General features: G+C 72.1%; 24 protein-coding genes and 1 riboswitch. Of the genes, 9 read left to right on the top strand and 15 right to left on the bottom strand.

The window, feature by feature from the left end:
• Complete coding sequence (locus ACSLTV_RS13545) at window positions 1–579, top strand: hypothetical protein (protein WP_432138823.1); 579 nt, start codon at window positions 1–3, stop codon at window positions 577–579.
• Window positions 580–734: 155 nt separating this feature from the next.
• Here the strand turns inward: ACSLTV_RS13545 and ACSLTV_RS13540 are convergent, their stop codons facing one another.
• The 5 genes from ACSLTV_RS13540 to thrC form a co-directional block, all read right to left on the bottom strand.
• The gene (locus ACSLTV_RS13540; RefSeq protein WP_432138824.1) at window positions 735–1,868 is read right to left on the bottom strand and encodes an NADH:flavin oxidoreductase; all 1,134 of its coding nucleotides are present in this window, start codon (window positions 1,866–1,868) and stop codon (window positions 735–737) included.
• Window positions 1,869–2,060: 192 nt separating this feature from the next.
• The gene (gene groL / locus ACSLTV_RS13535) at window positions 2,061–3,683 is read right to left on the bottom strand and encodes a chaperonin GroEL (protein ID WP_432138825.1); all 1,623 of its coding nucleotides are present in this window, start codon (window positions 3,681–3,683) and stop codon (window positions 2,061–2,063) included.
• 285 nt (window positions 3,684–3,968) lie between these two features.
• Window positions 3,969–4,172: a cold-shock protein gene (locus tag ACSLTV_RS13530; protein WP_004986573.1), complete on the bottom strand. Its 204-nt coding sequence runs from the start codon at window positions 4,170–4,172 to the stop codon at window positions 3,969–3,971.
• Window positions 4,173–4,602: 430 nt separating this feature from the next.
• Entirely contained in the window at window positions 4,603–4,878 is a 276-nt protein-coding gene (locus ACSLTV_RS13525) for a MoaD/ThiS family protein (protein WP_432138826.1), read from the bottom strand.
• Complete coding sequence (gene thrC / locus ACSLTV_RS13520; protein ID WP_432138827.1) at window positions 4,875–6,158, bottom strand: threonine synthase; 1,284 nt, start codon at window positions 6,156–6,158, stop codon at window positions 4,875–4,877. Before thrC ends, ACSLTV_RS13525 begins: the two co-directional genes overlap by 4 nt.
• Before the next feature lie 18 nt (window positions 6,159–6,176).
• Window positions 6,177–6,324, bottom strand: a riboswitch (SAM riboswitch).
• Window positions 6,325–6,472: 148 nt separating this feature from the next.
• Here thrC and ACSLTV_RS13515 point away from each other — a divergent pair.
• The gene (locus tag ACSLTV_RS13515) at window positions 6,473–7,417 is read left to right on the top strand and encodes a glucosyl-3-phosphoglycerate synthase (protein WP_432138828.1); all 945 of its coding nucleotides are present in this window, start codon (window positions 6,473–6,475) and stop codon (window positions 7,415–7,417) included.
• A 92-nt stretch (window positions 7,418–7,509) separates the two neighbouring features.
• Here the strand turns inward: ACSLTV_RS13515 and ACSLTV_RS13510 are convergent, their stop codons facing one another.
• The gene (locus ACSLTV_RS13510; protein WP_432138829.1) at window positions 7,510–8,259 is read right to left on the bottom strand and encodes a hypothetical protein; all 750 of its coding nucleotides are present in this window, start codon (window positions 8,257–8,259) and stop codon (window positions 7,510–7,512) included.
• A 148-nt stretch (window positions 8,260–8,407) separates the two neighbouring features.
• Here ACSLTV_RS13510 and ACSLTV_RS13505 point away from each other — a divergent pair, with 148 nt between their 5' ends.
• On the top strand, window positions 8,408–9,808 hold the full coding sequence (locus tag ACSLTV_RS13505; protein WP_435612195.1) for an alpha,alpha-trehalose-phosphate synthase (UDP-forming): 1,401 nt from the start codon (window positions 8,408–8,410) through the stop codon (window positions 9,806–9,808).
• Here the strand turns inward: ACSLTV_RS13505 and otsB are convergent.
• The 3 genes from otsB to ACSLTV_RS13490 are packed head-to-tail and all read right to left on the bottom strand — an operon-like array spanning window position 9,793 to window position 12,187.
• On the bottom strand, window positions 9,793–10,650 hold the full coding sequence (gene otsB / locus ACSLTV_RS13500; RefSeq protein ID WP_435612194.1) for a trehalose-phosphatase: 858 nt from the start codon (window positions 10,648–10,650) through the stop codon (window positions 9,793–9,795). The two genes, ACSLTV_RS13505 and otsB, sit on opposite strands and share 16 nt — an antisense overlap.
• 18 nt (window positions 10,651–10,668) lie before the next feature.
• Window positions 10,669–10,887, bottom strand: a complete 219-nt coding sequence (locus ACSLTV_RS13495) for a DUF3263 domain-containing protein (protein WP_432138832.1) — start codon at window positions 10,885–10,887, stop codon at window positions 10,669–10,671.
• Between the two features lie 22 nt (window positions 10,888–10,909).
• Window positions 10,910–12,187, bottom strand: a complete 1,278-nt coding sequence (locus tag ACSLTV_RS13490) for an extracellular solute-binding protein (protein ID WP_435612241.1) — start codon at window positions 12,185–12,187, stop codon at window positions 10,910–10,912.
• 170 nt (window positions 12,188–12,357) lie between these two features.
• Here ACSLTV_RS13490 and ACSLTV_RS13485 point away from each other — a divergent pair, with 170 nt between their 5' ends.
• The 3 genes from ACSLTV_RS13485 (at window position 12,358) to ACSLTV_RS13475 (ending at window position 15,624) form a co-directional block, all read left to right on the top strand.
• Complete coding sequence (locus ACSLTV_RS13485) at window positions 12,358–13,302, top strand: ROK family protein (RefSeq protein WP_432138833.1); 945 nt, start codon at window positions 12,358–12,360, stop codon at window positions 13,300–13,302.
• Window positions 13,302–14,534, top strand: coding sequence for an N-acetylglucosamine-6-phosphate deacetylase (gene nagA / locus ACSLTV_RS13480; protein ID WP_432138834.1), 1,233 nt, complete (start codon window positions 13,302–13,304; stop codon window positions 14,532–14,534). Before ACSLTV_RS13485 ends, nagA begins: the two co-directional genes overlap by 1 nt.
• 151 nt (window positions 14,535–14,685) lie before the next feature.
• Window positions 14,686–15,624: a 1-phosphofructokinase family hexose kinase gene (locus ACSLTV_RS13475; RefSeq protein WP_432157553.1), complete on the top strand. Its 939-nt coding sequence runs from the start codon at window positions 14,686–14,688 to the stop codon at window positions 15,622–15,624.
• Window positions 15,625–15,636: 12 nt separating this feature from the next.
• On the opposite strand, the gene ACSLTV_RS13470 is transcribed toward ACSLTV_RS13475, so the two are convergent.
• Both ACSLTV_RS13470 and cdgB read right to left on the bottom strand, forming a co-directional pair.
• Entirely contained in the window at window positions 15,637–16,596 is a 960-nt protein-coding gene (locus tag ACSLTV_RS13470; RefSeq protein ID WP_435612193.1) for a carbohydrate-binding protein, read from the bottom strand.
• 151 nt (window positions 16,597–16,747) lie between these two features.
• Window positions 16,748–18,418: a diguanylate cyclase CdgB gene (gene cdgB / locus ACSLTV_RS13465; RefSeq protein ID WP_432138837.1), complete on the bottom strand. Its 1,671-nt coding sequence runs from the start codon at window positions 18,416–18,418 to the stop codon at window positions 16,748–16,750.
• 506 nt (window positions 18,419–18,924) lie between these two features.
• On the opposite strand from cdgB, the gene ACSLTV_RS13460 reads away from it, so the two are divergent.
• Window positions 18,925–19,416, top strand: a complete 492-nt coding sequence (locus ACSLTV_RS13460) for a flavin reductase family protein (RefSeq protein WP_432138884.1) — start codon at window positions 18,925–18,927, stop codon at window positions 19,414–19,416.
• Between the two features lie 93 nt (window positions 19,417–19,509).
• On the opposite strand, the gene arfB is transcribed toward ACSLTV_RS13460, so the two are convergent.
• Complete coding sequence (gene arfB / locus ACSLTV_RS13455) at window positions 19,510–19,947, bottom strand: alternative ribosome rescue aminoacyl-tRNA hydrolase ArfB (RefSeq protein WP_432138838.1); 438 nt, start codon at window positions 19,945–19,947, stop codon at window positions 19,510–19,512.
• A gap of 143 nt (window positions 19,948–20,090) precedes the next feature.
• On the opposite strand from arfB, the gene ACSLTV_RS13450 reads away from it, so the two are divergent.
• Entirely contained in the window at window positions 20,091–20,666 is a 576-nt protein-coding gene (locus tag ACSLTV_RS13450; RefSeq protein ID WP_432138839.1) for a TerD family protein, read from the top strand.
• Between the two features lie 299 nt (window positions 20,667–20,965).
• Here ACSLTV_RS13450 and ACSLTV_RS13445 read toward each other — a convergent pair whose 3' ends face one another.
• Together ACSLTV_RS13445 and ACSLTV_RS13440 are read right to left on the bottom strand one after the other, a co-directional pair.
• Window positions 20,966–21,619, bottom strand: a complete 654-nt coding sequence (locus ACSLTV_RS13445) for a DUF1326 domain-containing protein (RefSeq protein WP_432138840.1) — start codon at window positions 21,617–21,619, stop codon at window positions 20,966–20,968.
• Between the two features lie 111 nt (window positions 21,620–21,730).
• The gene (locus ACSLTV_RS13440; protein ID WP_432138841.1) at window positions 21,731–22,231 is read right to left on the bottom strand and encodes a hypothetical protein; all 501 of its coding nucleotides are present in this window, start codon (window positions 22,229–22,231) and stop codon (window positions 21,731–21,733) included.
• 118 nt (window positions 22,232–22,349) lie between these two features.
• Between ACSLTV_RS13440 and ACSLTV_RS13435 the strand changes: the two genes are divergently transcribed.
• Window positions 22,350–23,777, top strand: coding sequence for a M1 family metallopeptidase (locus ACSLTV_RS13435; protein WP_435612192.1), 1,428 nt, complete (start codon window positions 22,350–22,352; stop codon window positions 23,775–23,777).
• A 42-nt stretch (window positions 23,778–23,819) separates the two neighbouring features.
• On the opposite strand, the gene ACSLTV_RS13430 is transcribed toward ACSLTV_RS13435, so the two are convergent.
• Window positions 23,820–25,391: a M4 family metallopeptidase gene (locus ACSLTV_RS13430; protein ID WP_432138885.1), complete on the bottom strand. Its 1,572-nt coding sequence runs from the start codon at window positions 25,389–25,391 to the stop codon at window positions 23,820–23,822.
• Window positions 25,392–25,432: the final 41 nt, after the last annotated feature.

The following is a 25,432-nucleotide window of genomic DNA, read 5'->3' as shown; positions in this document are numbered from 1 at the left end:
GTGAATCACGCCCAGCTGAACGCTCTGGGCCGTGCCCTGCGCCTTCTCGGGGAGCACGGCGAGGCCCTGACCGCCGACACCACGGACGCCGCGTTGCACGAGGTGAAGGCCGATCTGCGGCGTGCCCTCGACCTCCTGGACGAGAGTGTCGGCACGGCCGCGCGGACCACCCGGTGCGCCGAGCACCCCAACGGGCCGGTCGACGAGAGCGCCCCCGACCTGTGCCTGCTCTGCGAGACCCGGCGGCGCGCCGCCCGTCGCGCCGAGTACGCCGGCCCCGCGCCCCAGCCGCTCCCCCGGGACCACACCGACCCGGCGCCGTCCCGCTACGGCGTCCGCGCCGACCGCCCGCAGCCCCAGCAGCGCTGGCTGCCGGAGCTGTGGAACGGCCAGGAGTGGCAGCTGTGCGGCACCCCGCGCCGCGACCGTCACGAGGCCGAGCTGTACCTGGCGGCGCTGCGCCGCGGATCGCGGCCGGCGATGGCGTACCGGCTGGTGCACGAGTTCACGGACTACGAGGTGCTGCGGGTCTGGGGCACCCCGGTCAGGGTCGACATCGAACCCCTCGGCAACCTCTGACCTCCGGCCTCCGGCCCGCCATCGCCCTCTGACCGCTGGCCCTCTGACCTCCGGCCCGGCGCGGCGCGGCCCGGACCGGCGCGGCCCGGCGCGGCCCGGCGCGGCCCGGCGCGGCCCGGCGCGGCCCGGCGCGGCCCGGAGGGCAGGCCGCGGTGTCAGCTGAGCGTGCGCAGCGCCGCACCGTCGTACGGCGTCAGCTCGTCGAAGCGGCCCGCCAGCACCTTCTCCGCCCACCGCGGGTCCTGCAGCAGCGCACGGCCGACGGCGACGAGGTCGAACTCGGCGCGCTCCAGCCGGTCGAGAAGGTTGTCGAGGCCGCCGAGCGGCGCGCCCTCGCCGGCGAAGGCCCGCACGAAGTCGCCGTTCAGACCGACCGAGCCGACGGTGACGACCGGCTTGCCGGTGAGCTTCCTGGTCCAGCCGGCCAGGTTGAGGTCGGAGCCGTCGAACTCGGGCAGCCAGTAGCGGCGGGTGGAGGCGTGGAAGGCGTCGACGCCGGCCGCGGCGAGCGGCGCGAGGATCGCCTCCAGCTGCTGCGGGGTCTCGGCGAGCTTCGCGTCGAAGGCGTCGGCCTTCCACTGCGAGTACCGGAAGACCACCGGGAAGTCGGCCGGGACGGCGGCGCGCACGGCGGCCACGATCTCGGCGGCGAACCGGGTCCGGGCGACGGGGTCGCCGCCGTAGCCGTCGGTGCGGCGGTTGGTGCGCTCCCACAGGAACTGGTCGATCAGGTAGCCGTGGGCGCCGTGCAGTTCGACACCGTCGAAGCCGATGCGCGCGGCGTCCGCCGCGGCCCGCGCGAACGCGGCGACGACGTCGTCCAGGTCGCCGCTCGTCATGGGCTTGCCGGCGCCCTCGGTGCCGTCGAGGCGGATGCCGGAGGGGCCGACGGCGGGCGCGTCGGCGTAGGGGGGCCTGCCGGTCTCGCGGACCATGCCGATGTGCCACAGCTGGGGCACGATCTTCCCGCCGGCCGCGTGCACCGCGTCGGCGACCTTCGCCCAGCCGGCCAGCTGCTCCTCCCCGTGGAACCGGGGCACCCGGTCCTGGTCGCCGGCCGACTCGTGCCCGACGTAGGTCCCCTCGGTGACGATCAGCCCGACCCCGGCGGCGGCCCGGCGGGCGTAGTAGGACCGCACGTCCTCACCGGGGACACCGCCCGGGGAGAACATCCGCGTCATCGGCGCCATCACGATGCGGTTCGGGACGGTCATCCCGTTGATCTCGACGGGACGGGAGAGCAGCTCGGCCGCGCGGGACGCGGCGGACTCGGCGGTGGTGGCGGTCACGGGGACTCCTCGGATCGACCAGCTGGTATGTGCATACGCATCGTTGCACCTGATGAAGCAACTGCCGATACCCCGCCGCGCATTCCCCGTCCGCCCCGTCTGTGACTCCGGACACGCCCGAGGGCGGCACCCCCTGCCGCGCAAGGAGTGCCGCCCTCGGTCCGCTGGACGGTCGATCAACCCTGAGGTCGATCAGAAGTCCATGTCACCGCCCGGCATGCCGCCGCCGGCCGGGGCCGCGGCCTTCTCCGGCTTGTCGGCGATGACGGCCTCGGTGGTGAGGAACAGGGCCGCGATGGAGGCGGCGTTCTGCAGCGCGGAGCGCGTCACCTTGGCCGGGTCGATGATGCCCTCGGCGATCATGTCGACGTACTCGCCGGTCGCGGCGTTCAGGCCGTGGCCGACCTGGAGGTTGCGGACCTTCTCCACGACGACGCCGCCCTCGAGACCACCGTTGACGGCGATCTGCTTCAGCGGGGCCTCCAGCGCGAGCTTCACGGCGTTGGCGCCGGTCGCCTCGTCACCGTCCAGCTCCAGCTTCTCGAAGACCTGGGAGGCCTGCAGCAGGGCCACGCCACCACCGGCGACGATGCCCTCCTCGACGGCCGCCTTGGCGTTGCGCACGGCGTCCTCGATGCGGTGCTTGCGCTCCTTGAGCTCCACCTCGGTGGCGGCGCCGGCCTTGATGACCGCGACACCGCCGGCGAGCTTCGCCAGGCGCTCCTGCAGCTTCTCGCGGTCATAGTCGGAGTCGCTGTTCTCGATCTCGGCGCGGATCTGGTTCACGCGGCCCTGCACCTGCTCGGAGGAGCCGGCGCCGTCGACGATGGTGGTCTCGTCCTTGGTGATGACGACCTTGCGGGCCTTGCCCAGCAGGTCGAGGCTCGTGTTCTCGAGCTTGAGACCGACCTCCTCGGAGATGACCTCGCCGCCGGTGAGGATGGCGATGTCGTTCAGCATCGCCTTGCGGCGGTCGCCGAAGCCCGGGGCCTTGACCGCGACGGACTTGAAGGTGCCGCGGATCTTGTTCACGACCAGGGTCGACAGGGCCTCGCCCTCGACGTCCTCGGCGATGATCAGCAGCGGCTTGCCCGACTGCATGACCTTCTCCAGCAGCGGGAGCAGGTCCTTGACGTTGGAGATCTTGGAGTTCGCGATGAGGATGTACGGGTCGTCGAGGACGGCCTCCATACGCTCCATGTCGGTCGCGAAGTAGGCGGAGATGTAGCCCTTGTCGAAGCGCATGCCCTCGGTGAGCTCGAGCTCCAGACCGAAGGTCTGCGACTCCTCGACGGTGATGACGCCTTCCTTGCCGACCTTGTCCATGGCCTCGGCGATCAGCTCGCCGATCTGGGTGTCGGCGGCGGAGATGGAGGCCGTGGAGGCGATCTGCTCCTTGGTCTCGACATCCTTCGCCTGCTCCAGCAGGGCGGCGGAGACGGCCTCGACGGCCTTCTCGATACCCCGCTTGAGGGCCATCGGGTTGGCGCCGGCGGCCACGTTGCGCAGACCCTCGCGGACCAGCGCCTGGGCGAGGACGGTGGCGGTGGTCGTACCGTCACCGGCGACGTCGTCCGTCTTCTTGGCGACTTCCTTGACCAGCTCGGCGCCGATCTTCTCGTACGGGTCCTCCAGCTCGATCTCCTTGGCGATGGAGACACCGTCGTTGGTGATCGTGGGGGCGCCCCACTTCTTCTCCAGGACGACGTTGCGACCCTTGGGGCCGAGGGTCACCTTGACGGCGTCCGCGAGCTGGTTCATGCCGCGCTCAAGGCCGCGCCGCGCCTCTTCGTCGAACGCGATGATCTTGGCCATGTGAAGTGGTCCCTCCAGGACTGGGGGTGATTCCTTCGGACCGCGCCCGCGCCCGCGACGGACGGCTCGCGGGCCTCGTGGTTCCTTGCCCCACCCGGCCTGCGGGCCTCACCGACCCGGTCCTTCGCTGTCACTCTCACCTTCAGAGTGCTAACGCCAATGATTAGCACTCGGCACCGTCGAGTGCAAGCGCCTCCAGGGGGGAGGAACGGGGATCAGCCGGGGACGGACAGGACGAAGGGCCCGCACCCGGGACGGGTGCGGGCCCTTCGGCGAAAAGGACGTTCAGGCGGTGACGCGAACCATGTCGGCCTGCGGGCCCTTCTGGCCCTGCGAGATCTCGAACTCGACCCGCTGGCCCTCTTCCAGGGTGCGGTAGCCGTCCATCTGGATCGCGCTGTAGTGGACGAAGACGTCCGCACCACCGTCGACCGCGATGAAGCCGTACCCCTTCTCCGCGTTGAACCACTTGACGGTGCCCTGAGCCATGCCTAACTCCCCTATTACTGGCCCTTGCACAGATCCACACTTCGCGGATCCGGGTCAGACCTCACCCCCCAGTCGTCGGGGGCGTGCGCCGGAACGCGTCGACCGCGGCTGAATGTATCTGTCCAACTGCCGTCTGCAACAGGTCAATCGGACGAGAAATCTGGACGCACCAAGCCCGGAAAGAGGGGGCGAATAGGCGGAATTCAGGCCAAGTCGGGCCCCACAAAAGGAACAAATGCCGCGAATGCAAGGCGCACTTTGGCTGCTTCTCGACGGCAGCGCGGCAGAAACACGCGGCTCCCGGCTCGTCGGCCGGGACCACGTTCCCCAACTCTACCGCGCTCAATCACATAGAATTGCCCCCTCCGTTTCTCTCACGGAGGAGGCAATTCCATGAACGCTCGGTAACCGTGATTACCGAAGGTAATGATCAGCCGCCGGCGACCGCCGGAATGATGGAGACTCCCGCGCCGTCGGGGGTCGCGGTGGCCAGGCCCTGCTCGAAACGGACGTCGTCGTCGTTCACGTACACGTTCACGAAACGGCGCAGCTTGCCCTGGTCGTCCAGCACGCGCGCGGCGATCCCCGTGTGGTTCTTCTCCAGGTCGGCGATGACGTCGGCGAGGGTCGCGCCCTCGGCCGGCACCTCGGCCCGCCCACCGGTGTAGGTGCGCAGGATGGTGGGGATGCGAACGGTCACGCTCATGCGAGGCCAGCCTCTCGGAAGGAGTCCAGGTTCGGGCGGATGGTGGCGGTGAGGCCGGTGCCGGCCACCGCGTCGAGGGTCTTCAGGCCGTCTCCGGTGTTCAGGACGACCGTGGTCTTCGCCGGGTCGAGCACGCCGTTCTCGATCAGCTTCCTCGTCACGCCGACCGTCACACCGCCGGCGGTCTCCGCGAAGATGCCCTCGGTCCGGGCCAGCACCTTGATCGCGTCCACGACCTGCTCGTCGGTGACGTCCTCCACGGCGCCACCGGTCCGGCGCGCGATGTCCAGCACGTACGGCCCGTCGGCGGGGTTGCCGATCGCCAGGGACTTGGCGATGGTGTCCGGCTTCTGCGGGCGTACGACGTCGTGGCCGGCCTTGAACGCGGTGGAGACCGGCGAGCAGCCGAGCGCCTGCGCGCCGAAGATCTTGTACGGCCGGTCCTCGACCAGCCCCAGCCCGATCAGCTCCTGCAGACCCTTGTCGATCTTCGTGAGCTGCGAGCCGGAGGCGATGGGGACGACGATCTGGTCCGGGAGCCGCCAGCCGAGCTGCTCGCAGATCTCGTAGGCCAGGGTCTTGGACCCCTCGGCGTAGTAGGGCCGCAGGTTGACGTTGACGAAGCCCCAGCCCTCGCCGGCCGGGTCGCCGATCAGCTCGGAGCAGAAGCGGTTCACGTCGTCGTAGTTGCCCTCGATGCCGACGAGCTCGCCGCCGTAGACCGCGGCCATGACGACCTTGCCCTGCTCCAGGTCGTGCGGGATGAACACGCAGGAGCGGAAGCCGGCCCGGGCGGCGGCGGCGCCGACGGCACCGGCGAGGTTGCCGGTGGAGGAGCACGACAGGGTGGTGAAGCCGAAGGCGCGCGCGGCCTCCAGCGCCTGTGCGACCACGCGGTCCTTGAACGAGTGCGTCGGGTTGCCGGAGTCGTCCTTGATGTACAGCCCGCCGGTGACGCCCAGTTCGCGCGCCAGGTTGTCGGCCTTGACCAGCTTGGTCCAGCCCGGGTTCAGGTTGGGCTTGTCGGCGACGTCGGCGGGGACCGGGAGCAGCGGGGCGTAGCGCCAGATGTTGGCGGGTCCGGCCTCGATCCGCTTGCGCAGTTCCTCCGTGTCGTAGGAGGAGAAGTCGTAGGCGATCTCCAGCGGGCCGAAACACTCCTGGCACGCGAAGACCGGGCCGAGGGGGACGCGGTGACCGCACTCGCGACAGCTCAGGGCCGCGGCGGGACCGAGGTCGACGGTGGGATTGCCGGAGTTTGCAACTGTCTGCACAGCCATGTGAGGCGAGGCCCTTTCTCCTCATCTTCCTCACGACGCATCTCGCCGTGAGACGGATTTGGCACCTTCCCTAGCCGGGAGCCTCGCCACGCCGACGTGACGGGAACCGACTGGAGGGTTGCCGGGGCTTCATCGGGCCGTATCCCTCTGCCCCTCTGGATGAGCGGTATGTAGTTGTAAGCGCAACAACCCCCGACATGCGATGGTCATCAGCGTTGTTCAAGACTGTAACCGACGACCAGGACAGTTGAGATAGTCGTCCGAACCGCGAGACACCCGCGGACACCGCCGAGACACCGTGAGGAGCCGCAGGCGTGCTGGAAGAAGTCGAGCGCTGGCTGACCACCCGCTCCTGGTCCGTGAGCGACCGCCCGCCGCACCGCGTCCTGGCCGCCAAGCGCGCGACCGGCCAGACGGTCTCCGTCGTGCTGCCCGCGCTGAACGAGGAGGAGACCGTCGGCGACATCGTCGCCGTGATCCGCCACGACCTCATGCAGCAGATCCCGCTCGTCGACGAGATCGTGGTCGTCGACTCCGGGTCGACCGACCGCACCTCCGAGGTGGCCGCCGCCGCGGGCGCCCGGGTCGTCCACCGCGACGACATCCTGCCCCGCCTGCCCGCCCTGCCCGGCAAGGGCGAGGTGCTCTGGCGCTCCCTGCTGGTGACCGGCGGGGACATCGTGTGCTTCGTCGACGCGGACCTCAGGGAGTTCTCCTCCGACTTCGTCACCGGCATCGTCGGCCCGCTGCTCACCGAACCCGGTGTCGCCCTGGTCAAGGGCATGTACGACCGTCCGCTGGCCGGGGCGGCGGGGCAGGGCGGCCGGGTCACCGAGCTGATGGCCCGCCCGCTGCTGAACATGCACTGGCCGCAGCTGGCCGGGTTCGTGCAGCCGCTGGGCGGCGAGTACGCGGCCCGCCGCTCCCTGCTGGAACAGCTGCCGTTCCCGGTGGGCTACGGGGTGGAGCTGGGCATGCTGGTCGACGCCCTGCACCTGGTGGGCCTGGACGCGCTCGCCCAGGTCGACCTGGGGGTGCGCATCCACCGCCACCAGGACGGCCAGGCCCTCGGCCGGATGGCGGCGGCCATCTACCGCACCGCCCAGCTGCGGCTGGCCCGCGGCCACCTCGTCCGGCCCTCCCTCACGCAGTTCGAGCGCACCGATGAGGGGTTCGAGCCGCGGACGTACTCCGTGGACACGGAGGAGCGGCCGCCGATGGTGGAGATCGCGGAGTACGCGGCCCGCAAGGTGGCGTGACGGGCGGCGCCCCGGGCCGACGGGCGGCCCGTCGGCGCGGGGGCACGTCGGCCCGGACAGTCAGCCCGGATACCCGTCAGCCCGGATACCCGTCAGCCCGGATGCCCGTCCGACCAGCGCCAGGTGCCGGAGGAGTCCTGCTCGCAGGTGAGGTACTCGCCGCCCCTGCCGTAGGTGCTCAGCCCGTGGTGCCGCTTGGCGCAGAACTGGCCGTCGGCGTAGCAGTTCCCGGCGGGGCTGGTGATGGCGCAGCTCTTGTCGGTACCGGACGTGCCGCCGGAGGACCCGCCGGACGAGCCGCCCGACGAGCCGCCGGAGGTCTGCGCCGCCCGCGGGGTCGGGGTGGGCGTGTGCAGCAGCCGGCCGGAGCAGTCACGGCCGTCCCGCGCGACGACGAAGGCCACGTCGAAGGAGGCGGCGGCGTCGTCGGGATCGTCGATCTGCTCGCAGACCTTCTCGGCCGCGCCCCAGGAGGAGGCGGTCCGGCCGCCGCCGCCGAGCGGGGCACCGGTGCCCTGGAGGTACACGGCGTACGCCAGACCGGCGGCCTTCGCGTCGGCGGCGGCCTTCCCGACGGCCTGCCCGGTGTGGTCGGCGAGCGTGGCGAGGGCGGGAGCCGGGGTGGGGGTCGGGGGCGGCGTGGGCTCCGCGCGGGTCGGTGAGGGCTCGGGCGTGGGGCCGGCGGGGCTGTCCGTGACGGCCACCTGGGTGACGCTCGTGTCCGCCGCCGCGCCGTCGTCACCGCCCTCGCAGCCGGCCAGGGCGAGTACGGACGCGGCGAACAGCGCGGCGAGCCCGGTGGCTCTGCGGTCGCCCAGGAGACGTCTGCGGAAATCGATCACGAATGCCCACCCCCGGCCGTGCGCGCCACGCGCTCCTTGCCACGCATGGCATGTGCGCGGCACATCATCCCCTCTTCACACAATGTTCACAACGGGTCGAGTGGAACCGTACGTTTGAGCGTTTACCGGGCGGGCTAGGTTGTGGCGTATGGCTTCCACGCACGGTGCTGCCCAGGTCCTGGTCGCCTCCAACCGCGGCCCGGTCTCGTACACACGGGAGACGGACGGATCACTGACCGCCAAGCGCGGCGGCGGCGGACTGGTCTCGGGCCTGTCCGCCATCGGCTCGGACGCCGGGGCCCTGTGGGTCTGCTCGGCCCTGTCCGACGGTGACCGGGAGGCGGTGCGGCACGGGGTCGCCGAGCCGGGCACCCGGATGCTGGACATCCCGGCCGACGTGCACGCCGACGCCTACAACGGCATCGCCAACTCGGTGCTCTGGTTCGTCCACCACATGCTGTACCAGACCCCGCTGGAGCCGGTCTTCGACGCGGAGTTCCGGCGGCAGTGGGCGTCGTACGAGACGTACAACCGCGCCTTCGCCGAGGCACTGGCCGAGGAGGCCGCCGAGGGCGCGTCGGTGCTCGTCCAGGACTACCACCTGACCCTGGTCCCGGGGATGCTGCGCGAGCTGCGCCCCGACCTGCGGATCGGCCACTTCTCGCACACGCCCTGGGCGCCGCCCGAGTACTTCCGGATGCTGCCCGACGACATCGCCCGGCAGCTGCTGACCGGCATGCTCGGCGCGGACCGGCTGGGCTTCCTGACCCGGCGCTGGGCGGACGCGTTCACCGCGTGCTGCGACGCCGTCGTCGGCGGCGTCGGCACCACCCGGATCGGGGTGCACGGGCTCGGCGCGGACGCCGACTTCCTGCGCGAGCGAGCCCACCGGCCCGATGTGGCGGAGCGGATGGCGGCCCTGCGCGAGGAGATCGGCCCCGGCCGCAGGACGGTCGTCCGGGTCGACCGGACCGAGCTGTCGAAGAACATCGTGCGCGGGCTGCTGGCCTACGCCCAGCTGCTGGCGGACCACCCCGAGTGGCGCGAGCGCGTGGTGCACGTCGCCTTCGCCTACCCCTCCCGGCAGGACCTGGAGGTCTACCGCGCCTACACGGCCGAGGTGCAGCGGGTCGCCGACGAGGTCAACGCCCGCTACGGAACCCCCGGCTGGACCCCGGTGGTGCTGCACGTCAAGGACGACTTCGCGCGCTCCCTGGCCGCCTACCGGCTCGCCGACGTGGCCCTGGTGAACCCGATCCGGGACGGCATGAACCTGGTCGCCAAGGAGGTGCCGCTGCTGGCCGACGACGGCTGCGCCCTGGTGCTGTCCCGGGAGGCGGGGGCGTACGAGGAGCTGGGCGAGGACGCGATCGGGGTGAACCCCTACGACGTGACGGGCACCGCCCGCGCCCTGCACGAGGCGCTCACCCTGTCCCCGGAGGAGCGCGCCGAGCGCTCCAAGCGCTTGGCGGAAGCGGCGACCGCGCTGCCGCCGGCGCAGTGGTTCCTGGACCAGCTGACCGCGCTGCGGGCTCAGCCGGCGAGCTGAGCGGCCAGCGCCCGCAGCAGCCGTACGACGCCCTGCGGGCCGGGCACGACGAGGTCGGCCCGGTCCGCCAGCTCGGTGACCTCGGCGCTGCCGCTGCACACCAGCAGCCCGGGGACCCCCTCGGAGCGGAGTTCCTCCACGGCGGCGAAGGCGGGCAGGTCACCGAGGTCGTCTCCCGCGTAGAGGACGGCCCGGGCGCCGGTCTCCCGTACGTACGCCGTCAGCGCCACGCCCTTGTCCATGCCGGGCGGGCGCAGCTCAAGGACCATGCGCCCCGGTTCGAGGACCAGTCCGTGCCGGGCGGCGAGGGCGTCCAGCGGCCCGCGCAGCGCCTCGAAGGCGCCCTGCGGGTCCGCGGCCCGGCGGGTGTGCACGGCGACGGCCCGCCCCTTCTCCTCCACCCAGAGCCCGGACCGGCCGGACCGCTCCAGCAGCCCGGGCAGCTCGCCCCGCGCGGCGGCGACGCCCGGGTGCGGCTCCGGCGCGCTCACCTCGCCGGTGCGCGCGTCCCACCGTTCGGCGCCGTAGTGCCCCAGCACGGCCAGGTGGTCCAGACCACTGACCCCGGCGAATCCGCCGTACCGTACGGCCACCTCGGCGGGGCGCCCGGTGACCACGGCGACGGACGCCACCCGGGGCGCGAGGGCGGCCAGCGCGGGCACGGCGTCGGCGTGCGCCCGCGCCCGCTCCGGGTCCTCGACGATGGGCGCGAGCGTCCCGTCGAAGTCGAGGGCGACCAGGGTCTCGCCGGGCTTGCGCAGGATCGTTTCGAGCGCGTCCCGGCCGGCGGGGGTGCGCGGAGCGGGAAGGGGTTCCGTGGAGTGCGTCTCGTGGGTTCCCATACGACGACCCTAGCGGTGTCACCGCTCCGAGCGGCGGGCCTCGCGCACCCTGCGCAGCCGGTTGACGGTCACCGGGTCCTCGGCCAGCGCCTCGGGGTCGTCCAGGAGCGCGTTCAGCAGCTGGTAGTAGCGCACCGGCGACAGTCCCAGCTCCTCGCGGATCGCCCGCTCCTTCGCGCCGGGCCCGGAGAAGCCGCGCCGCTCCAGGCCGAGAATCGCCCGCTCCCGTTGCTCCATGCCCCGACCGTAACCCAGCGGTTCAGTCCGACACCTTGCTGTCCGCCGTGATCGCCTTGGTCTGCAGCTCGCCGAGGACGGAGGCCGGGTTGCCGACCGGTGCCACCGCGGCGCCGATCCGCTGCTTCACCACCGCGCTGACCGCGGCCCAGGAGGTGCGCCCGACGGGGTACAGCTCGGACAGCGGCAGCTCGTCGAGGAACGGCTTGAGGTCCCGGTCCTCCGGCGAGGAGTCCATGACCTCGCTCGCGGACGTCGTCACCGGCAGCAGGTCGTAGCGCCGGGAGAAGTCGAGCACGTTCTCCTCGCTGTAGACGAAGTTGAGGAAGTCGCCTATCTCGTCGGCGTGCCCGTTCTGCTTGAACGCCATCATCCAGTCGGCGACGCCCATCGTGGACTTGCTCGCGCCGTCCTTGCCGGGCATCGGCACCATGCCGTACTTCACGCCCTTCGCCGAGGCGGCCTTCATCAGCGACGGATGCCCGTTGAGCATGCCGACGTCCCCGTCGGCGAACGCCGCGAAGGCGTCGGCGCGGTTCAGCTTGCCGGGCGGGACGGGACCGGTCAGCCCCTTGCCGACCAGCTCGTTCTTCAGCCAGCCGAAGGTGGCGACGTTCTCGGTGGAGTCGAGGGTGTAGCCGCCGACCATCGAGGTGTAGCCGCCCCCGCCGCTGAGCAGCCACTGCATGGTCTCGGCCTGCGCCTCCTCCGGCCCGAGCGGCAGCGCGAACGGGTACTTCACGCCCTCCTCCTTCAGCGCCTCGGCGTCGGAGGCTAGCTCGGCCCAGGTGGTGGGCGGCTTGATGCCGGCCTTGGTGAAGAGGGACTTGTTGTAGAACAGCACGCGGGTCGACGCGGCGAACGGCATGCCGTACTGGACGCCGTTGACCTCGCCGGCCTTGGACAGCTGGGAGACGAAGTCGGCCTGGACGGGGATGGAGAGCACGTCGCCGGCCTTGTAGAGCTTGTCCGCGGCCGCGTAGTCGGAGTACGCGCCGATCTGCGCCATGTCGGGCGCCTCGCCCGCGTCGACCATCTCCTTGACCTTGCGGTCGACGTCGTTCCACGAGTAGACGGTGACCTCGACGTGCACGTCGGGGTGCTTCTCCTCGTAGCGCTGGACCAGCTCGCTCCAGTACTTCTCGGAGGTGTTGGCCGCGCTGTCGCCGTAGTCGGCGGCGACCAGCCGCAGCGTCACCTCGTCCGAGCCGCCGCCGAGCCCGCAGCCGGCGACGGCTCCCGTCATCCCCAGCGCGGCCCCCACCGCGATCACTCCCGTACGCCATGCGCGCCGCTGCACTGTCACTCCCGAGTTGTACGACATATTCCGCTTTGTTCCGCGATGTCCCGCGACTGGGTCGTCTGGACCACCATCCGAATACCGGATTGAGGTCTACACCACAAGGATTCAGGTCTACACCACGCAAGTGGACTAGACCTCTTGAGGGTAGTGGGGCCACACTGTCCCCCGTGAGACATGTCATCGCCCTCGACGTGGGCGGCACCGGGATGAAGGCCGCCCTGGCGGGGCCGGACGGCGCTCTGCTGCACCAGGCCCGCCGGGCCACCGGGCGCGAGCGCGGCCCGGACGCGGTCGTCGCCGGCATCCTCGACTTCGCCGCCGAGCTGCGGCAGTACGGCGCCGAGCACCTCGGCGGGCCCGCGGCCGCCGCCGGCGTCGCCGTCCCCGGCATCGTCGACGAGCCCGGCGGCATCGCCGCCTACTCGGCCAACCTCGGCTGGCGCGACGTACCCCTGCGCGCCCTGCTCGCCGACCGCCTCGGCGGCGTCCCGGTCGCCCTGGGCCACGACGTGCGCACCGGCGGTCTGGCGGAGGGCCGCGTCGGCGCGGCCCGGGACGCCGACCGGTTCCTCTTCGTCGCCCTGGGCACCGGCATCGCGGGCGCCATCGGCGTCGACGGCCGGGTCGAGGCGGGCGCGCACGGTTTCGCGGGCGAGATCGGGCACATCGTCGTACGGCACGGCGGCCCCGCCTGCCCCTGCGGGCAGCACGGCTGCCTGGAGCGCTACGCGTCCGCCGCCGCCGTCACCGAGGCGTGGGCGGCGGCGAGCGGGAACCCGGAGGCGGACGCGGCCGACTGCGCCGGGGCCGTCGCGTCCGGCGACCCGAACGCCGTCCGGGTCTGGCAGGAGGCGGTCGACGCCCTCGCCGACGGCCTGGTCACCGCCCTCACCCTGCTGGACCCCCGCACCCTCGTCATCGGTGGCGGCCTCGCCGAGGCGGGGGAAACCTTGTTCACACCGCTGCGGGAGGCCGTCCGGCGGCGGATCACCTTCCAGAAGCTGCCGGCGATCGTCCCGGCGGCTCTGGGCGACGCGGCGGGATGCCTGGGCGCGGGCCTGATGGCCTGGGATCTGCTCACCACCACTCGGACTCAGGAGGAACCGGCCTGATGGCAACCCCCTCAGGGACGCGGGACAGCGCCGACGTGCGGCTCCGCCGCGGAGCGCGAGAAGCGACCACCCACCCGCACCCCGCTCCGGCCGGCACCCCTCTGGTGCTCTCCGGCGCCGAAGTCGTCCTCCCCACCGGCGTGGTCCACGGCGGCCGCGTCGCCATTGAGGGCACCCGCATCGTCGCCGAACCGTCCCCCGAGGCACAGGTCGTCAACCTCACCGGCTGGCTGGTCCCCGGCTTCGTCGACCTCCACAACCACGGCGGCGGCGGCGCCTCCTTCACCTCCGGAACGGTCGAGGACGTCCTCACCGGCATCGACACCCACCGCCGGCACGGCACCACCACCCTCGTCGCCTCCACCGTCACCGGTGACATGGACTTCCTGACCCGGCGCGCCGGACTCCTGTCCGAACTGGCCGAGCAGGGCGACATCGCGGGCATCCACTTCGAGGGGCCGTTCATCTCCCCCTGCCGCAAGGGGGCCCACTCCGAGGCACTGCTGCGCGACCCGGACCCGGCGGAGGTGCGCAGGCTGATCGACGCCGCGCGCGGCCACGCGAAGATGGTCACCCTGGCCACCGAGCTGCCCGGCGGCGTCGACTCGGTGCGGCTGCTGGCCGAGCGCGGCGTGATCGCGGCGATCGGCCACACGGACGCGACGTACGAGCAGACCCGCGAGGCCATCGACGCGGGCGCGACCGTCGCCACCCACCTCTTCAACGCGATGCCCGCCCTCGGCCACCGGGCCCCCGGCCCGATCGCCGCCCTCCTGGAGGACGAGCGGATCACCGTCGAGCTGATCAACGACGGCACGCATCTGCACCCGGCCGCCCTGCAACTGGCGTTCCACCACGCGGGCCCGGGCCGTGTCGCCTTCATCACCGACGCGATGGACGCGGCCGGCTTCGGCGACGGCCTCTACAAGCTCGGCCCGCTGGCGGTGGAGGTCGCCGACGGCGTCGCGCGGCTGGTGGAGGGCGGGGCCATCGCGGGCTCGACGCTGACCCTGGACCGCGCCTTCAAGCGGGCGGTGACCGTGGACGGGCTGTCGGTCGAGGACGCCGTGACCGCCCTGTCCGTCAACCCGGCCCGGCTCCTGGGCATGGCCGACCGGATCGGCTCGCTGGAGCCCGGCAAGGACGCCGACCTGGTGCTGCTCGACGAGAACTTCGACGTGCGGGGCGTGATGCGGCGCGGCACGTGGGTGGTGGATCCCCGACTGGCCTGAGAAGTCCGTTCGTTGCGAGATGGTGACCGGCGCCGGGACTGCGCCGGCCGCCGTCCGTTTGGCATGATCGTGTCCCCCGGGGATCGCCCGCGAGCTCCGGGAAGCGGCACAGGACTGACGGCAACACACGCAATCGGGGGAGGTCGGCCCGGTGATCCTCACGGTCACGCTGAACACCGCTCTCGACATCACCTACCGCGTGCGGTCCCTGCGACCGCACACCTCGCACCGGGTCTCGGAGGTCTGCGAGCGGCCCGGCGGCAAGGGGCTGAACGTGGCGCGGGTGCTGGCGGCGCTCGGCCGGCCGGTGACGGTCACCGGCTTCGCGGGCGGCGCCACCGGCGAGATGGTCCGCGAGGGGCTGAGGACCCTCCCCGGGCTGACGGACGCCCTGCTCCCGGTGGCCGGTGCGACCCGCCGCACGGTCTGCGTCACCGACGAACGCACCGGTGACAGCACCCGGTTCAACGAGCCGGGTCCGATGGTCCGGCCCGCCGAGTGGTCCGCCTTCCAGCGGTCGTACGAGGCGCTGGTGGCCGGCGCGGACGCGGTGGCCCTGTGCGGGAGCCTGCCGCCGGGGGTACCGGTGGGGGCGTACGCGAGCCTGATCCGCACCGCGCGCGCCGCGGGGGTGCCGGTGCTGCTGGACACCGGCGGTGAGGCGCTGCGGCGGGCCGTCGCCGCCCGCCCGGACATCGTCAAGCCGAACGCGGACGAACTGGCCGAACTGACCGGCTTCCACGAGCCGACGCGCGCCTCGCAGGACGCCCGGCGGCGCGGGGCGCACTCCGTGGTGGCCACGCTGGGCGCGTCCGGCCTGGTCGCGGCGACCCCGGAGGGCCGCTGGCGGGCCACTCCGCCGGCCCGGGTGCGCGGCAACCCCACCGGCGCCGGTGACGCGGTCTCCGCCGCCCTCCTGGCCGGCCTGGTCACCCACCGCCCCTGGCCCGACCGCCTCGCCCACGCGGTGGCCCTCTCCGCCGCCACGGTCCTCTCCCCCACCGCCGGCGACTTCGACCGGCGGGACTACGAGGCGCTGGTGAACCGGGTGTCGGTGACGGGGGAGGCGAGCGCCGCCCAGGCGCGCTGACCCACCGAGGGGCTAACCCTTCACCTGGCCCTTCTTCAGCCAGAACTGGTCGAGGAGGACGTTGCACTTGTCGCCCTGCTCGCAGGAGACGGTGATGGTGTTGGTGCCCTTGGCGAGGGTGGGCCAGGTGTAGGTCTGGGTCCAGCCCTTGGAGAAGTCGCCGTCCGACGTGTGCGTGAAGTTGCCGTAGTTGATCTTGCTGCCGAAGGGCTTGCCGTTCACGGTGAGGGTCATCTCCTGGTCCTCACCGACCGTGCTGAAACGGCTGAAGAGGGTGTACGCCCCCTCCTCCGGGATCCCGTTCACCGTCCAGGTCACCGAGTTGCCGACCTGGTTGAGGTTGCCGACGTAGACGCCGCCCTCGGACTGGGCGCCCGGGATGTCGGAGGCGATGTTGGCGGTGCCGCCGAGGCGCAGGGCCTTGGCGTCGATGGTCGGCAGCTCGACCTCGGTGGCCTCGCTGGTGCTGGACTCGCTGGGTGTGGGGCTCGGGGAGGCGGACGCCGAGGCCGTCGGCTGGTCACCGCCCTTGCTCTCGTCACCGGTGTCGCCCTGCGACATGGCGACGGCGATGCCGACGACCACCGCCGCGACCACCGCGACCGCGCCGATCAGCAGCCCCTTGGTGTTGGGCCCGCCGCCCCGGCCGCCACCGCCGCCGGCGGGCGCCGGCTGCTGCCGGACGGGCGCGCCGCCGGGAAGGCTCTCCGGTGCCGCGTAGTGCGGGTTCGGCTGGCCGTAGGCGCCCTGCGGCTGGCCGTACGGCTGCTGCTGCTGGGGCACGGTCGACTGCCCGCCGTACTGCGGCTGGCCGTACTGGCGCTCGCCGACGGCACGCACCCTGCTCACCGAGTTCGGGTAGCCGTAGCCGCCGGAGGGCGGCTGGGCTCCGTTGGCCTGTCCGTCGGCGTAGAGGTAGCCGAACGGGTCGTCGTCCTCGGGCGTGCTCGCGCCGTTGTTGCCGGGCGTCATCCCTTCGTACTCCTCAACAGTGCGGGGCGGATGCGGTGCCGTTCTGAAGCGTGCGATCCAGGTCTGAAATAAGGGTGGCGAACTGCGAGCCTACCCGTTCCCTGGGGCCCAAACGGGTGACTCGGATCGCACCAACTCGCTGACCTGCGCCTTATCCCGCACGTCTGTGCTGTTTGGGACGAGATCGTTTCTCGACGTACATACGTTCGTCGGCTGACTTGAGGACTTCGTCCGCGGTCATGCCGCAGTGCGCCCACCCGATGCCGAAACTGGCGCCCACCCGGACCGCCCGGCCCTCGGCGCGGATCGGCTGGATGATCTCGTTGCGCAGGCGTACGGCGAGGTCCTGGGCGTCGGCGCGGCCGAGGCCGTCGGCGAGGATCACGAACTCGTCGCCGCCGAGCCGGGCCACGGTGTCGCCGTCGCGCACGCCGTCGGACAGCCGCCGGGCCACCTCGATGAGGACGGCGTCACCCGCGTTGTGCCCGAACCGGTCGTTGATCGACTTGAAGCCGTCGAGGTCGCAGAAGAGCACCGCGAGGCCCTTGGTGCCGTCGTCGCGGCCCTCCTCGGGCGCCACGGTGTGCACGTGGTGGTCGAAGGCGTCGTAGGTGTCGAAGCCGCCGGGCCGGAAGTCGAAGCCGTGGCCGTTGGCGTCGTGCGCGGCCTGCCCGTGCACGGGGTCGTGGGAGTCGTAGGCGTCCACGGCGGCCGGGTGCGCGGACTGCGGGCGCCGGCAGAGGCGGGCGGCGAGGCGGGAGCGCAGTTCGGCGGAGTTCGGCAGGCCGGTCAGGGAGTCGTGCGAGGCACGGTGGGCGAGCTGCAGCTCGCGGCGCTTGCGCTCCTCGATGTCCTCGACGTGGGTGAGGAGGAAGCGGGGGCCGTCGGCGGCGTCGGCGACGACCGAGTTGCGCAGGGACACCCAGACGTAGGTGCCGTCCCGGCGGCCCAGGCGGAGTTCCGCGCGGCCGCCCTCCGCGGAGGTGCGCAGCAGGGTGCCTATGTCCTCGGGGTGTACGAGGTCGGAGAAGGAGTAGCGGCGCATCACGGAGGCCGGGCGGCCGAGCAGCCGGCACAGGGCGTCGTTGGTGCGGAGTATGCGCCCGTGCTGGTCGCCGCCCATCTCGGCTATCGCCATGCCGGAGGGGGCGTACTCGAAGGCCTGCCGGAACGACTCCTCGCTGGCGCGCAGCGCCTGCTGCTCGCGCTCCAGCCGGACCAGGGCCCGCTGCATGTTGGCGCGCAGCCGCGCGTTGCTGATCGCGATGGCCGCCTGGAACGCGTACATCTGCAGCGCCTCGCGGCCCCAGGCGCCGGGCAGCCGTCCGTTGCGCGGCCGGTCCACGGACAGGACGCCTATCAGCTCGCCGCCGGAGCCGCCCGGCACGGCCGGCGTGTACATCGGGGCGAACAGGCGGTCGCTGGGGTGCCACTCGTCCTCGAAGCGGGGGGCGGGCCCGTCGGTGTACCACTGGGGGACGTCGTCGTCGTCGAGGACCCAGCCCTCGGTGTGCGGTATGAACACCAGGCCGCCCCAGTGCTCGCCCATGTTCAGCCGCCGCTCCCAGGACTCGCGGGATCCGACCCGGCCGGTGATCAGCGCCTCGGCCGCGGGGTTGCCGGAGAGCGCGGCGACGACGAGGTCGCCGTCGGGGCGCACCAGGTTGACGCAGGCCAGTTCGTAGCCGAGCGCGGTGACCACGCCGTCGGCGACCGTCTGCAAGGTGTCCGCCAGGCTGCGGGCCGTGTTCATGTCGGCCATGACCTGATGCAGCTGTCGCAGGGACGCAAGGCGGACGTACGGCTCCGACTCGGTCTCCATGCTCGCCCTCCCCCCGAGACTTCGCAGCGAATCAAGGGTTGTCTTCGGCGCTATCTTCTCGGTGGTGTCCGGTGCAGCGTCTCCGCCACTGAATCACAGCGCGCTCCCCACTCGGTACACAGGGTCAACAATTCCTGCCCCTTGTGACTCAAGTCACAGCGAAACGTGAACAATTGCGTGGAGATTCCGCGCTTTCTACGTCTTCAGAACCGGCCGTGCCTGCCACTTCTCCGCCTCTTGCGCTTCTCCCGCACCTTCCCCGCAATTCCCCGCGCGTTTACCGAAGGCGCCCGACCGAGTATGCGGCACCCCGCTCGGACCACGGTCCTAGGACTCTTCGCCCACCTTCCTCGGCCCCGTCTCGGGCGGGGGTCCGATGTGCGCCGCCGACGACGGACACTAGCGTTCCCAGGGTGCTGACGACTTCTTCCACCGCGCCTTCCCCGTCACCCGCCGCCCGCGCCGGGCATGCTGAGGGGGTGAGCGACGACGCGTTCCGGGCCGCCATGTCCCGGCTTGCCGGCGGCGTGGTCCTGGTGACCGCGCAGGAGCCGTCGCTGGACCCCGACGACCCGGACGCGCCGCCCGGCGAGGACATCGGCATGACGGCCACCTCCTTCGTCTCGGTCTCCCTGGAGCCGCCGCTGGTCATGGTCAGCCTGCGCACCGGCTCCCGCATGGACGACCTGCTCGACGAGCAGCCCCGGTGGGCGGTGTCGGTCCTCGCCCAGAACCAGCGCCACATCGCGGGCCGGTTCGCGATGAAGGGGCGGATCAGCGACCGGCTGCTGTTCGAGGACATCGCCTGGACCCGGGGCGAGGTGTCCGGCGCGCCCCTGGTGGGCGGCGCGCTCGCCGCCCTGGAGTGCAGCACCGAACAGCGGGTCACGGCGGGCGACCACACCCTGGTGATCGGCCGCGTGCGGGCCACCCACCTGCCGGGCGTGGAGGGCGGCCCGCTGGTGTACTTCCGGGGGCGGTACCGGCAGTTGGGGTGAACCCACCCACCTCCACCTCCACGTCAGCCGGCGCCGCGGAACTCCGCCGGAGGGCGCTCACCCCGATGCCGGCGACTTCACCGGCATCGGTCTCTAACCCCAGTCCCGCGCGGAGCGCCCCCGTTTCGTCTCGGAGCGCTGCTTCTTCTCCCGGAGCCGGCGTTCGTTGATGCCGCGCGGGATGCGGGTGGGTCTGCGCGGCTTGGGAGGGGGCGCGGTGGCCTCGGCCAGGAGCGCGGCCAGGCGTACCGCGGCGGCCTCACGGTTGCGCCACTGGGACCGGTGCTCGGAGGCCCGTACGGTGACGACGCCGCCGACGAGCCGGCCGGCCAGCCGGTCCAGCGCGCGCCGCTTCCACACCTCGGGCAGCGCCTCGGTGCGGGCGAGGTCGAAGCGCAGCTCCACCTGGGAGTCGCTGGTGTTGACGTGCTGGCCGCCCGGCCCCGACGACCGGGAGAAACGCCACATGAGCTCGGCCTCGGGAAGGGCGACCGAGCCGCGGATGGGATAGGGACCGGACATGCCGTCCATGTTCCCGGCTCTGTCCGGTTCACGTCACGCGAATATCCGTGGGTAAAGAAAGTAAAGCGAGCTGGAACCTCCCGCACCCCTCGCCGCGTTCATAGAGGTAGTAGCTTCTTGCCGTAACGCACCGAGGGAAGGGACTCCCAACAATGGCTGTAAGCCTGTCCAAGGGTGGCAACGTCTCGCTCACCAAGGAGGCTCCGGGCCTGACCGCCGTCACCGTGGGCCTCGGCTGGGACGTCCGCACCACCACCGGGACGGACTTCGACCTCGACGCCTCCGCGATCGCGGTCAACTCCCAGGGCAAGGTCTACTCCGACGCCCACTTCGTCTTCTTCAACAACAAGCAGACGCCGGACAGCTCCATCGTCCACACCGGCGACAACCGCACCGGCGAGGGCGCCGGCGACGACGAGGCGATCAACGTCAACCTCGCCGCCCTCCCCGCCGACATCGAGAAGATCGTCTTCCCGGTCTCGATCTACGACGCGGAGAACCGCTCGCAGAACTTCGGCCAGGTCCGCAACGCCTACATCCGCATCGTCAACCAGGCCGGCGGCGCCGAGATCGCCCGCTACGACCTCTCCGAGGACGCGGCCACGGAGACGGCCATGGTCTTCGGCGAGCTGTACCGCAACGGCGCCGAGTGGAAGTTCCGCGCGGTCGGCCAGGGCTACGCCTCCGGCCTGGTCGGCATCGCCCAGGACTTCGGCGTCAACGTCTGAGAACGAGTCCGGGCGGTCCGTCGCCGAGCGACACGATTCCCGGAACCCGGCTGCCGCACCGCCGGTCCCTCGGACGTCCCCGCGGACGTCATGCGGGCCGGCGGTCGGCAGTCGGGCCGGCGGTCGGCACGGTGGTCGGCAGTCGCTCCGGACGGCCCCGTTCGGCCGGGGCGCCGTTCCGCTTGCCGTCTGTCGCGGTCCGGGACCGTGCGGCCGGCCCGGCCGGTCCGGGGCACGACGGTCCCGCGGTCCGGGACGGAACGGTCCGCCCCGTCCCTGGTCGCGTGCCGTCACCACCCTCAGTCCGGGCCGCTCCAGTCGAAGGTGATGTGCTTGCTGGACTTGCCCTCCCGGCCCCACCGGAAGCCGAAGGCGTCCACCCGGTCGGCGGTGGCGCGGCCCCAGGTCGCCACCTGGCCGGGGCCCGTCTCCGAGCCGGGCAGGTTCACCGTCTGCACCCGGGCACCCTCCGGCGTGGTCGGCCCGGTCAGCGCCTCGGCGCTCGCCTCGACCTTGCCGGGCACGGTGACCCGCCAGCCGCCGAGGTCGTCGTCGGCCTCGAACCGGATGGGGGCGACCTCCATCCCCCGCATCTCGGCCGCGAACATGGTGAACATCTGCGTGGGCCAGCTGCCCGCCTGCCCGCCGAAGATCATCTGAAGGGCTTCGCGCTGCGCGTCGTCCGCCCGCTCGTCGAGGAAGACCGCCCCGTACGCGTCCGAGTGCTCTCCCCAGACGTTCCCGACGAACGAGGCCACCATCAGCACGTTGAGCCCGTCCAGGGGGACGTCCCCGTAGTTTCCCTCCCGTACATGCCAGGCCAGCACGCCCTCGCAGTCACCGTAGGTGGGCGGCTGGGCGAACGAGCACGGGCACGGGATGGCGCACTTGCAGGTGTCGAACCAGTCTCCGGACACATGCCACTCGGGTATCACCGGCGCCGTCTGCGACATGTCGTCACCTCCTCACGCCGTACCCCGTTCATTCTCGTCGCGCAACCCGGTGATCGCACGACGAGGCGAGTCGGCACCCGGGGGCCGGCTCCGCCCCCGCCCGGCGGGGAGTCAGCCCACGCGGGGAAAGCGGGCCTGGAGCGTCCAGATCGCCGGGTTGTCGCCCAGATCCTCGTGCAGGTCGATCAGATCGGCCAGCAGGTCGTGCAGGAAGTCCCGGGCCTCGCGGCGCAGCTCGGCATGGGAGAAGGTCAGCGGCGGTTCCTCGGCCGGCATCCAGTCGGCCTCGACGTCCACCCAGCCGAAGCGGCGCTCGAAGAGCATGCGGTCGGTGGACTCGGTGAAGTCCAGCTCCGCGCGCTGGGGGCGCGAGGCGCGGGAACCCGCCGGGTCCCGGTCCACGCGCTCCACGATGTCGCACAGTGCCCACGCGAAGTCCAGCACCGGCACCCATCCCCAGGCTGTGGACAGCTCCCGGTCCTTCTCGGTGTCGGCGAGGTAGACGTCCCCGCAGAACAGGTCATGCCGCAGGGTGTGGACGTCCGCGCGGCGGTAGTCCGTCTGCGGCGGGTCCGGGAAGCGGTTGGAGAGGGCGTAGCCGATGTCGAGCACGTACGTGATGGTGTCACGCGGCGGCGCCACCCTCCGTACCGGCCACGACCCGCCCCCGACGCGCCCCGAGCCCGCACACCCGGCCACGACGTACCCCCACAACCCTAAGATCACTGACATGTCCAGATCCGCACGGCTCGCGCCCGTGGCCGCTCTGCTCTCCCTGGCCCTCGCCCTGACCGCCTGCGACAGCGGCAGCGGCGGTGGCAGCGGCGGCGACTCGGCGCGTCCCGGCGCCCCCGGCGTGCGCGACCCGTACTTCCCGCGGGCGGGCAACGGCGGATACGACGTCTCCCACTACGGCCTGACCCTCTCCTACGACCCGGCCACCACCCGCCTGACCGGCACGGCCGTCATCACCGCACGCGCCACCCAGGCCCTGTCCGCCTTCGACCTGGACCTGGCGGGCCTGGACGTGGCGGGGGTCACCGTCGAGGGGCGCCCGGCGCGCACCAGCCGCGACGGGCAGGAACTGACCGTCCGGCCGCAGGACGAACTCACCGCCGGGGAGACCTTCGAGGTCACCGTCCGCTACTCGGGCCGGCCGCGCACCCTCACCGACCCCGACGGTTCCGAGGAGGGCTGGCTGCCCACCGCCGAGGGCGCGCTGGCGCTCGGCGAACCGACGGGCTCCATGGCGTGGTTCCCGGGCAACCACCACCCGTCCGACAAGGCGACGTACGATCTCGCCGTCACCGTGCCCGAGGGCCTGACGGCCGTGTCGAACGGGGAGTTGACGGAACGCCGGGAGAGCGGTGGGCGGACCGTCTTCACCTGGCACACCGGAGAACCGATGGCGGGCTATCTCGCCACTCTCGCCATCGGGCGCTACCGGGTCAGCGAGTCCACCACCGAGGACGGGCTGCCGGTGTACACGGCCGTCGACCCGGAGGTCGACGAGGCGAGCCGGGACGTCCTCGGCCGGCTCCCCGAGGTCGTCGACTGGGCGACGGAGAACTTCGGCCCCTACCCCTTCTCCTCCACCGGCGCGATCGTCGACCGCCCGGGCGACGCCGGTTACGCCCTGGAGACCCAGAACCGCCCGGTCTTCCCCGGCCCGCCCACCGTGGAACTCCTGGTCCACGAGCTGGCCCACCAGTGGTACGGCGACTCGGTCAGCCCTGAGTCCTGGCGGGACATGTGGCTCAACGAGGGCTTCGCGACCTACGCGGAGTGGCTGTGGGAGGAGGACCACGGCGGCGACGACGCGGAGGAGATCTTCACCGAGCTGTACGAGCACGGGCGCCACGGCGACGAGGTGTTCGAGGACCTCTGGGACTTCCCGCCCGCCGAGCCGCCGACCGCCTCGGACATCTCCGGCGAGCCCGTCTACCAGCGCGGCGCGATGGTGCTGCACCGGATCCGCCGGACGGTCGGCGACGACGCGTTCTACGACCTCGTCCAGGGCTGGGCGGCCGAGCACCGGCACGGCAACGCCGGCACCGACGACTTCACGGCGTACGTGGAGAAGGCCTTCCCGGACGAGGACTTCACGTCGCTCTGGGAGGACTGGCTGTACGGCGAGGGAAAGCCGGACCGCCCGTAGGGAACGGACGGCCCGGCCCACGGCGCTGCCGAGGTGGCGGCGTCAGTTGACGTTGACGGCCTTCCAGGCCGCCGCCACCGCGGTGTACTCCGCGCTGCCGGAGCCGTAGAGGTCGGCGGCCGCCTGCAGGGTACCGACGCGGGCGTCCGCGTAGTCGGTCGACGAGGTGAAGTAGGTACTCAGGGCCTTGTACCAGATCTGGTAGGCCTTGGCCCTCCCGATGCCGGTGACCGTGGAGCCGTCGTACGTCGGGGAGTTGTAGGAGACTCCGTTGACGGTCTTCGCGCCGCTGCCCTCGCTCAGCAGGTAGAAGAAGTGGTTGGCGGGCCCGGACGAGTAGTGCACGTCGAGCCGGCCGACCGAGCGCGACCAGTAGTCGGCGGAGTTGCCGTCCCGGCTGGGCCGGTCCATGTAACGCAGCGGGGTGCCGTTGCCCCGGATGTCGATCTTCTCGCCGATGAGGTAGTCGCCGACGTCGGAGGAGTTGTTGGCGAAGAACTCCACCGAGGTGCCGAAGATGTCGGAGGTGGCCTCGTTCAGGCCGCCGGACTCCCGGTTGTAGCGCAGGCCGGCGGTGGACGCGGTCAGGCCGTGGCTCATCTCGTGGCCGGCGACGTCGAGCGAGGTGAGCGGCTTGAGGTTGTTCGCGCCGTCGCCGTACGTCATGCAGAAGCACTGGTCGGACCAGAAGGCGTTGACGTAGGCGTCGCCGTAGTGGACGCGGGAGTAGGCGGCCTTGCCGTCGTTGCGGATGCCGTTGCGGCCCAGCGCGTTCTGGTAGAAGTCCCAGGTGACCTGGGCGCCGTAGGCGGCGTCCACGGCGGCGGTCTGCCGGTTGACCGGCGTGCCGTCGCCCCAGGCGTCGTCGGCGTCGTGGAAGAGGGTGCCGGTGCCGGACGTGCCGCCGTTCAGGTCGTACGTCCGGTGGCCGCCGCGACCCGAGTCGACCAGGTCGTAGCCGCCGGAGGCGGAGGCGGTGGTGCCCAGCTGCACGGTGCCGCTGTACTGGCTGGTGCCGGCGCCGGTCTCGACGGCCTCGTAGGAGAACAGCTCCTTGCCGCTGGTGGCGTCGGTGATGACGTGCAGCTCGCTCGGGGTGCCGTCGTGCCGCAGGCCCTTGACGACCGACTCGTAGGCGAGGACCGGCTTGGCGCCGGCGGCCCAGACGACCTTGCGGGCGGAGGCGACACCGGCGTCCCCGGCCGTGGCGCCGTCCGCCGCCGCGGCGGCGAGCGCGGACTTCTTCACGCCCGCGACGGACACGGCGGCCTCGGTCGACGGCACCGATATCCGGGCCCGCGTCGCCTTGCTGACGCCCTTCAGGGTGCCGTTCCCGGTGACGTGGGTGACGAGGTCGCCGCCGAGTACGGGCAGACCGGCGTAGGTGCGCTCGTAGCGGGTGTGGACCGTGCCGTCGCGGTCCTTGACGACGTCGCGCACGACGAGCTTCTCCCGGGCACCCAGGCCGAGCCGGCGGGCGGCGGCCGGAGCGGCGTCCTGGGCCGAGGCGATGGCGGCGGCTCGGGCGGAGGCGTTCACGGGGAGGGCGGCGGCGCCGTTCGCCTGCTCGGGGACCGCGGTGGCGGGGCCGTTCTGGACCGCCAGCACGACCATCGCGGCCGAGCCGATCAGAGCGGCGGCGCGCAGAGCGGTGG

Source organism: Streptomyces sp. bgisy159, assembly GCF_965341775.1.
Classification (GTDB): domain Bacteria; phylum Actinomycetota; class Actinomycetes; order Streptomycetales; family Streptomycetaceae; genus Streptomyces.
Note: the sequence above shows the minus strand (reverse complement) of the source record. Positions and strands in the feature narration are given on the sequence as shown.

Excerpts from the sequence above, each read along its gene's own strand:
- groL (WP_432138825.1), bottom strand. The coding sequence starts at position 3,683 with ATGGCCAAGATCATCGCGTTCGACGAAGAGGCGCGGCGCGGCCTTGAG.
- ACSLTV_RS13530 (WP_004986573.1), bottom strand. The coding sequence starts at position 4,172 with ATGGCTCAGGGCACCGTCAAGTGGTTCAACGCGGAGAAGGGGTACGGC.
- ACSLTV_RS13525 (WP_432138826.1), bottom strand. The coding sequence starts at position 4,878 with ATGAGCGTGACCGTTCGCATCCCCACCATCCTGCGCACCTACACCGGT.
- thrC (WP_432138827.1), bottom strand. The coding sequence starts at position 6,158 with ATGGCTGTGCAGACAGTTGCAAACTCCGGCAATCCCACCGTCGACCTC.
- ACSLTV_RS13505 (WP_435612195.1), top strand. The coding sequence starts at position 8,408 with ATGGCTTCCACGCACGGTGCTGCCCAGGTCCTGGTCGCCTCCAACCGC.
- otsB (WP_435612194.1), bottom strand. The coding sequence starts at position 10,650 with ATGGGAACCCACGAGACGCACTCCACGGAACCCCTTCCCGCTCCGCGC.
- ACSLTV_RS13495 (WP_432138832.1), bottom strand. The coding sequence starts at position 10,887 with ATGGAGCAACGGGAGCGGGCGATTCTCGGCCTGGAGCGGCGCGGCTTC.
- nagA (WP_432138834.1), top strand. The coding sequence starts at position 13,302 with ATGGCAACCCCCTCAGGGACGCGGGACAGCGCCGACGTGCGGCTCCGC.
- ACSLTV_RS13470 (WP_435612193.1), bottom strand. The coding sequence starts at position 16,596 with ATGACGCCCGGCAACAACGGCGCGAGCACGCCCGAGGACGACGACCCG.
- cdgB (WP_432138837.1), bottom strand. The coding sequence starts at position 18,418 with ATGGAGACCGAGTCGGAGCCGTACGTCCGCCTTGCGTCCCTGCGACAG.
- ACSLTV_RS13460 (WP_432138884.1), top strand. The coding sequence starts at position 18,925 with ATGTCCCGGCTTGCCGGCGGCGTGGTCCTGGTGACCGCGCAGGAGCCG.
- arfB (WP_432138838.1), bottom strand. The coding sequence starts at position 19,947 with ATGGACGGCATGTCCGGTCCCTATCCCATCCGCGGCTCGGTCGCCCTT.
- ACSLTV_RS13450 (WP_432138839.1), top strand. The coding sequence starts at position 20,091 with ATGGCTGTAAGCCTGTCCAAGGGTGGCAACGTCTCGCTCACCAAGGAG.
- ACSLTV_RS13445 (WP_432138840.1), bottom strand. The coding sequence starts at position 21,619 with ATGTCGCAGACGGCGCCGGTGATACCCGAGTGGCATGTGTCCGGAGAC.
- ACSLTV_RS13435 (WP_435612192.1), top strand. The coding sequence starts at position 22,350 with ATGTCCAGATCCGCACGGCTCGCGCCCGTGGCCGCTCTGCTCTCCCTG.
- ACSLTV_RS13430 (WP_432138885.1), bottom strand. The coding sequence starts at position 25,391 with ATGGTCGTGCTGGCGGTCCAGAACGGCCCCGCCACCGCGGTCCCCGAG.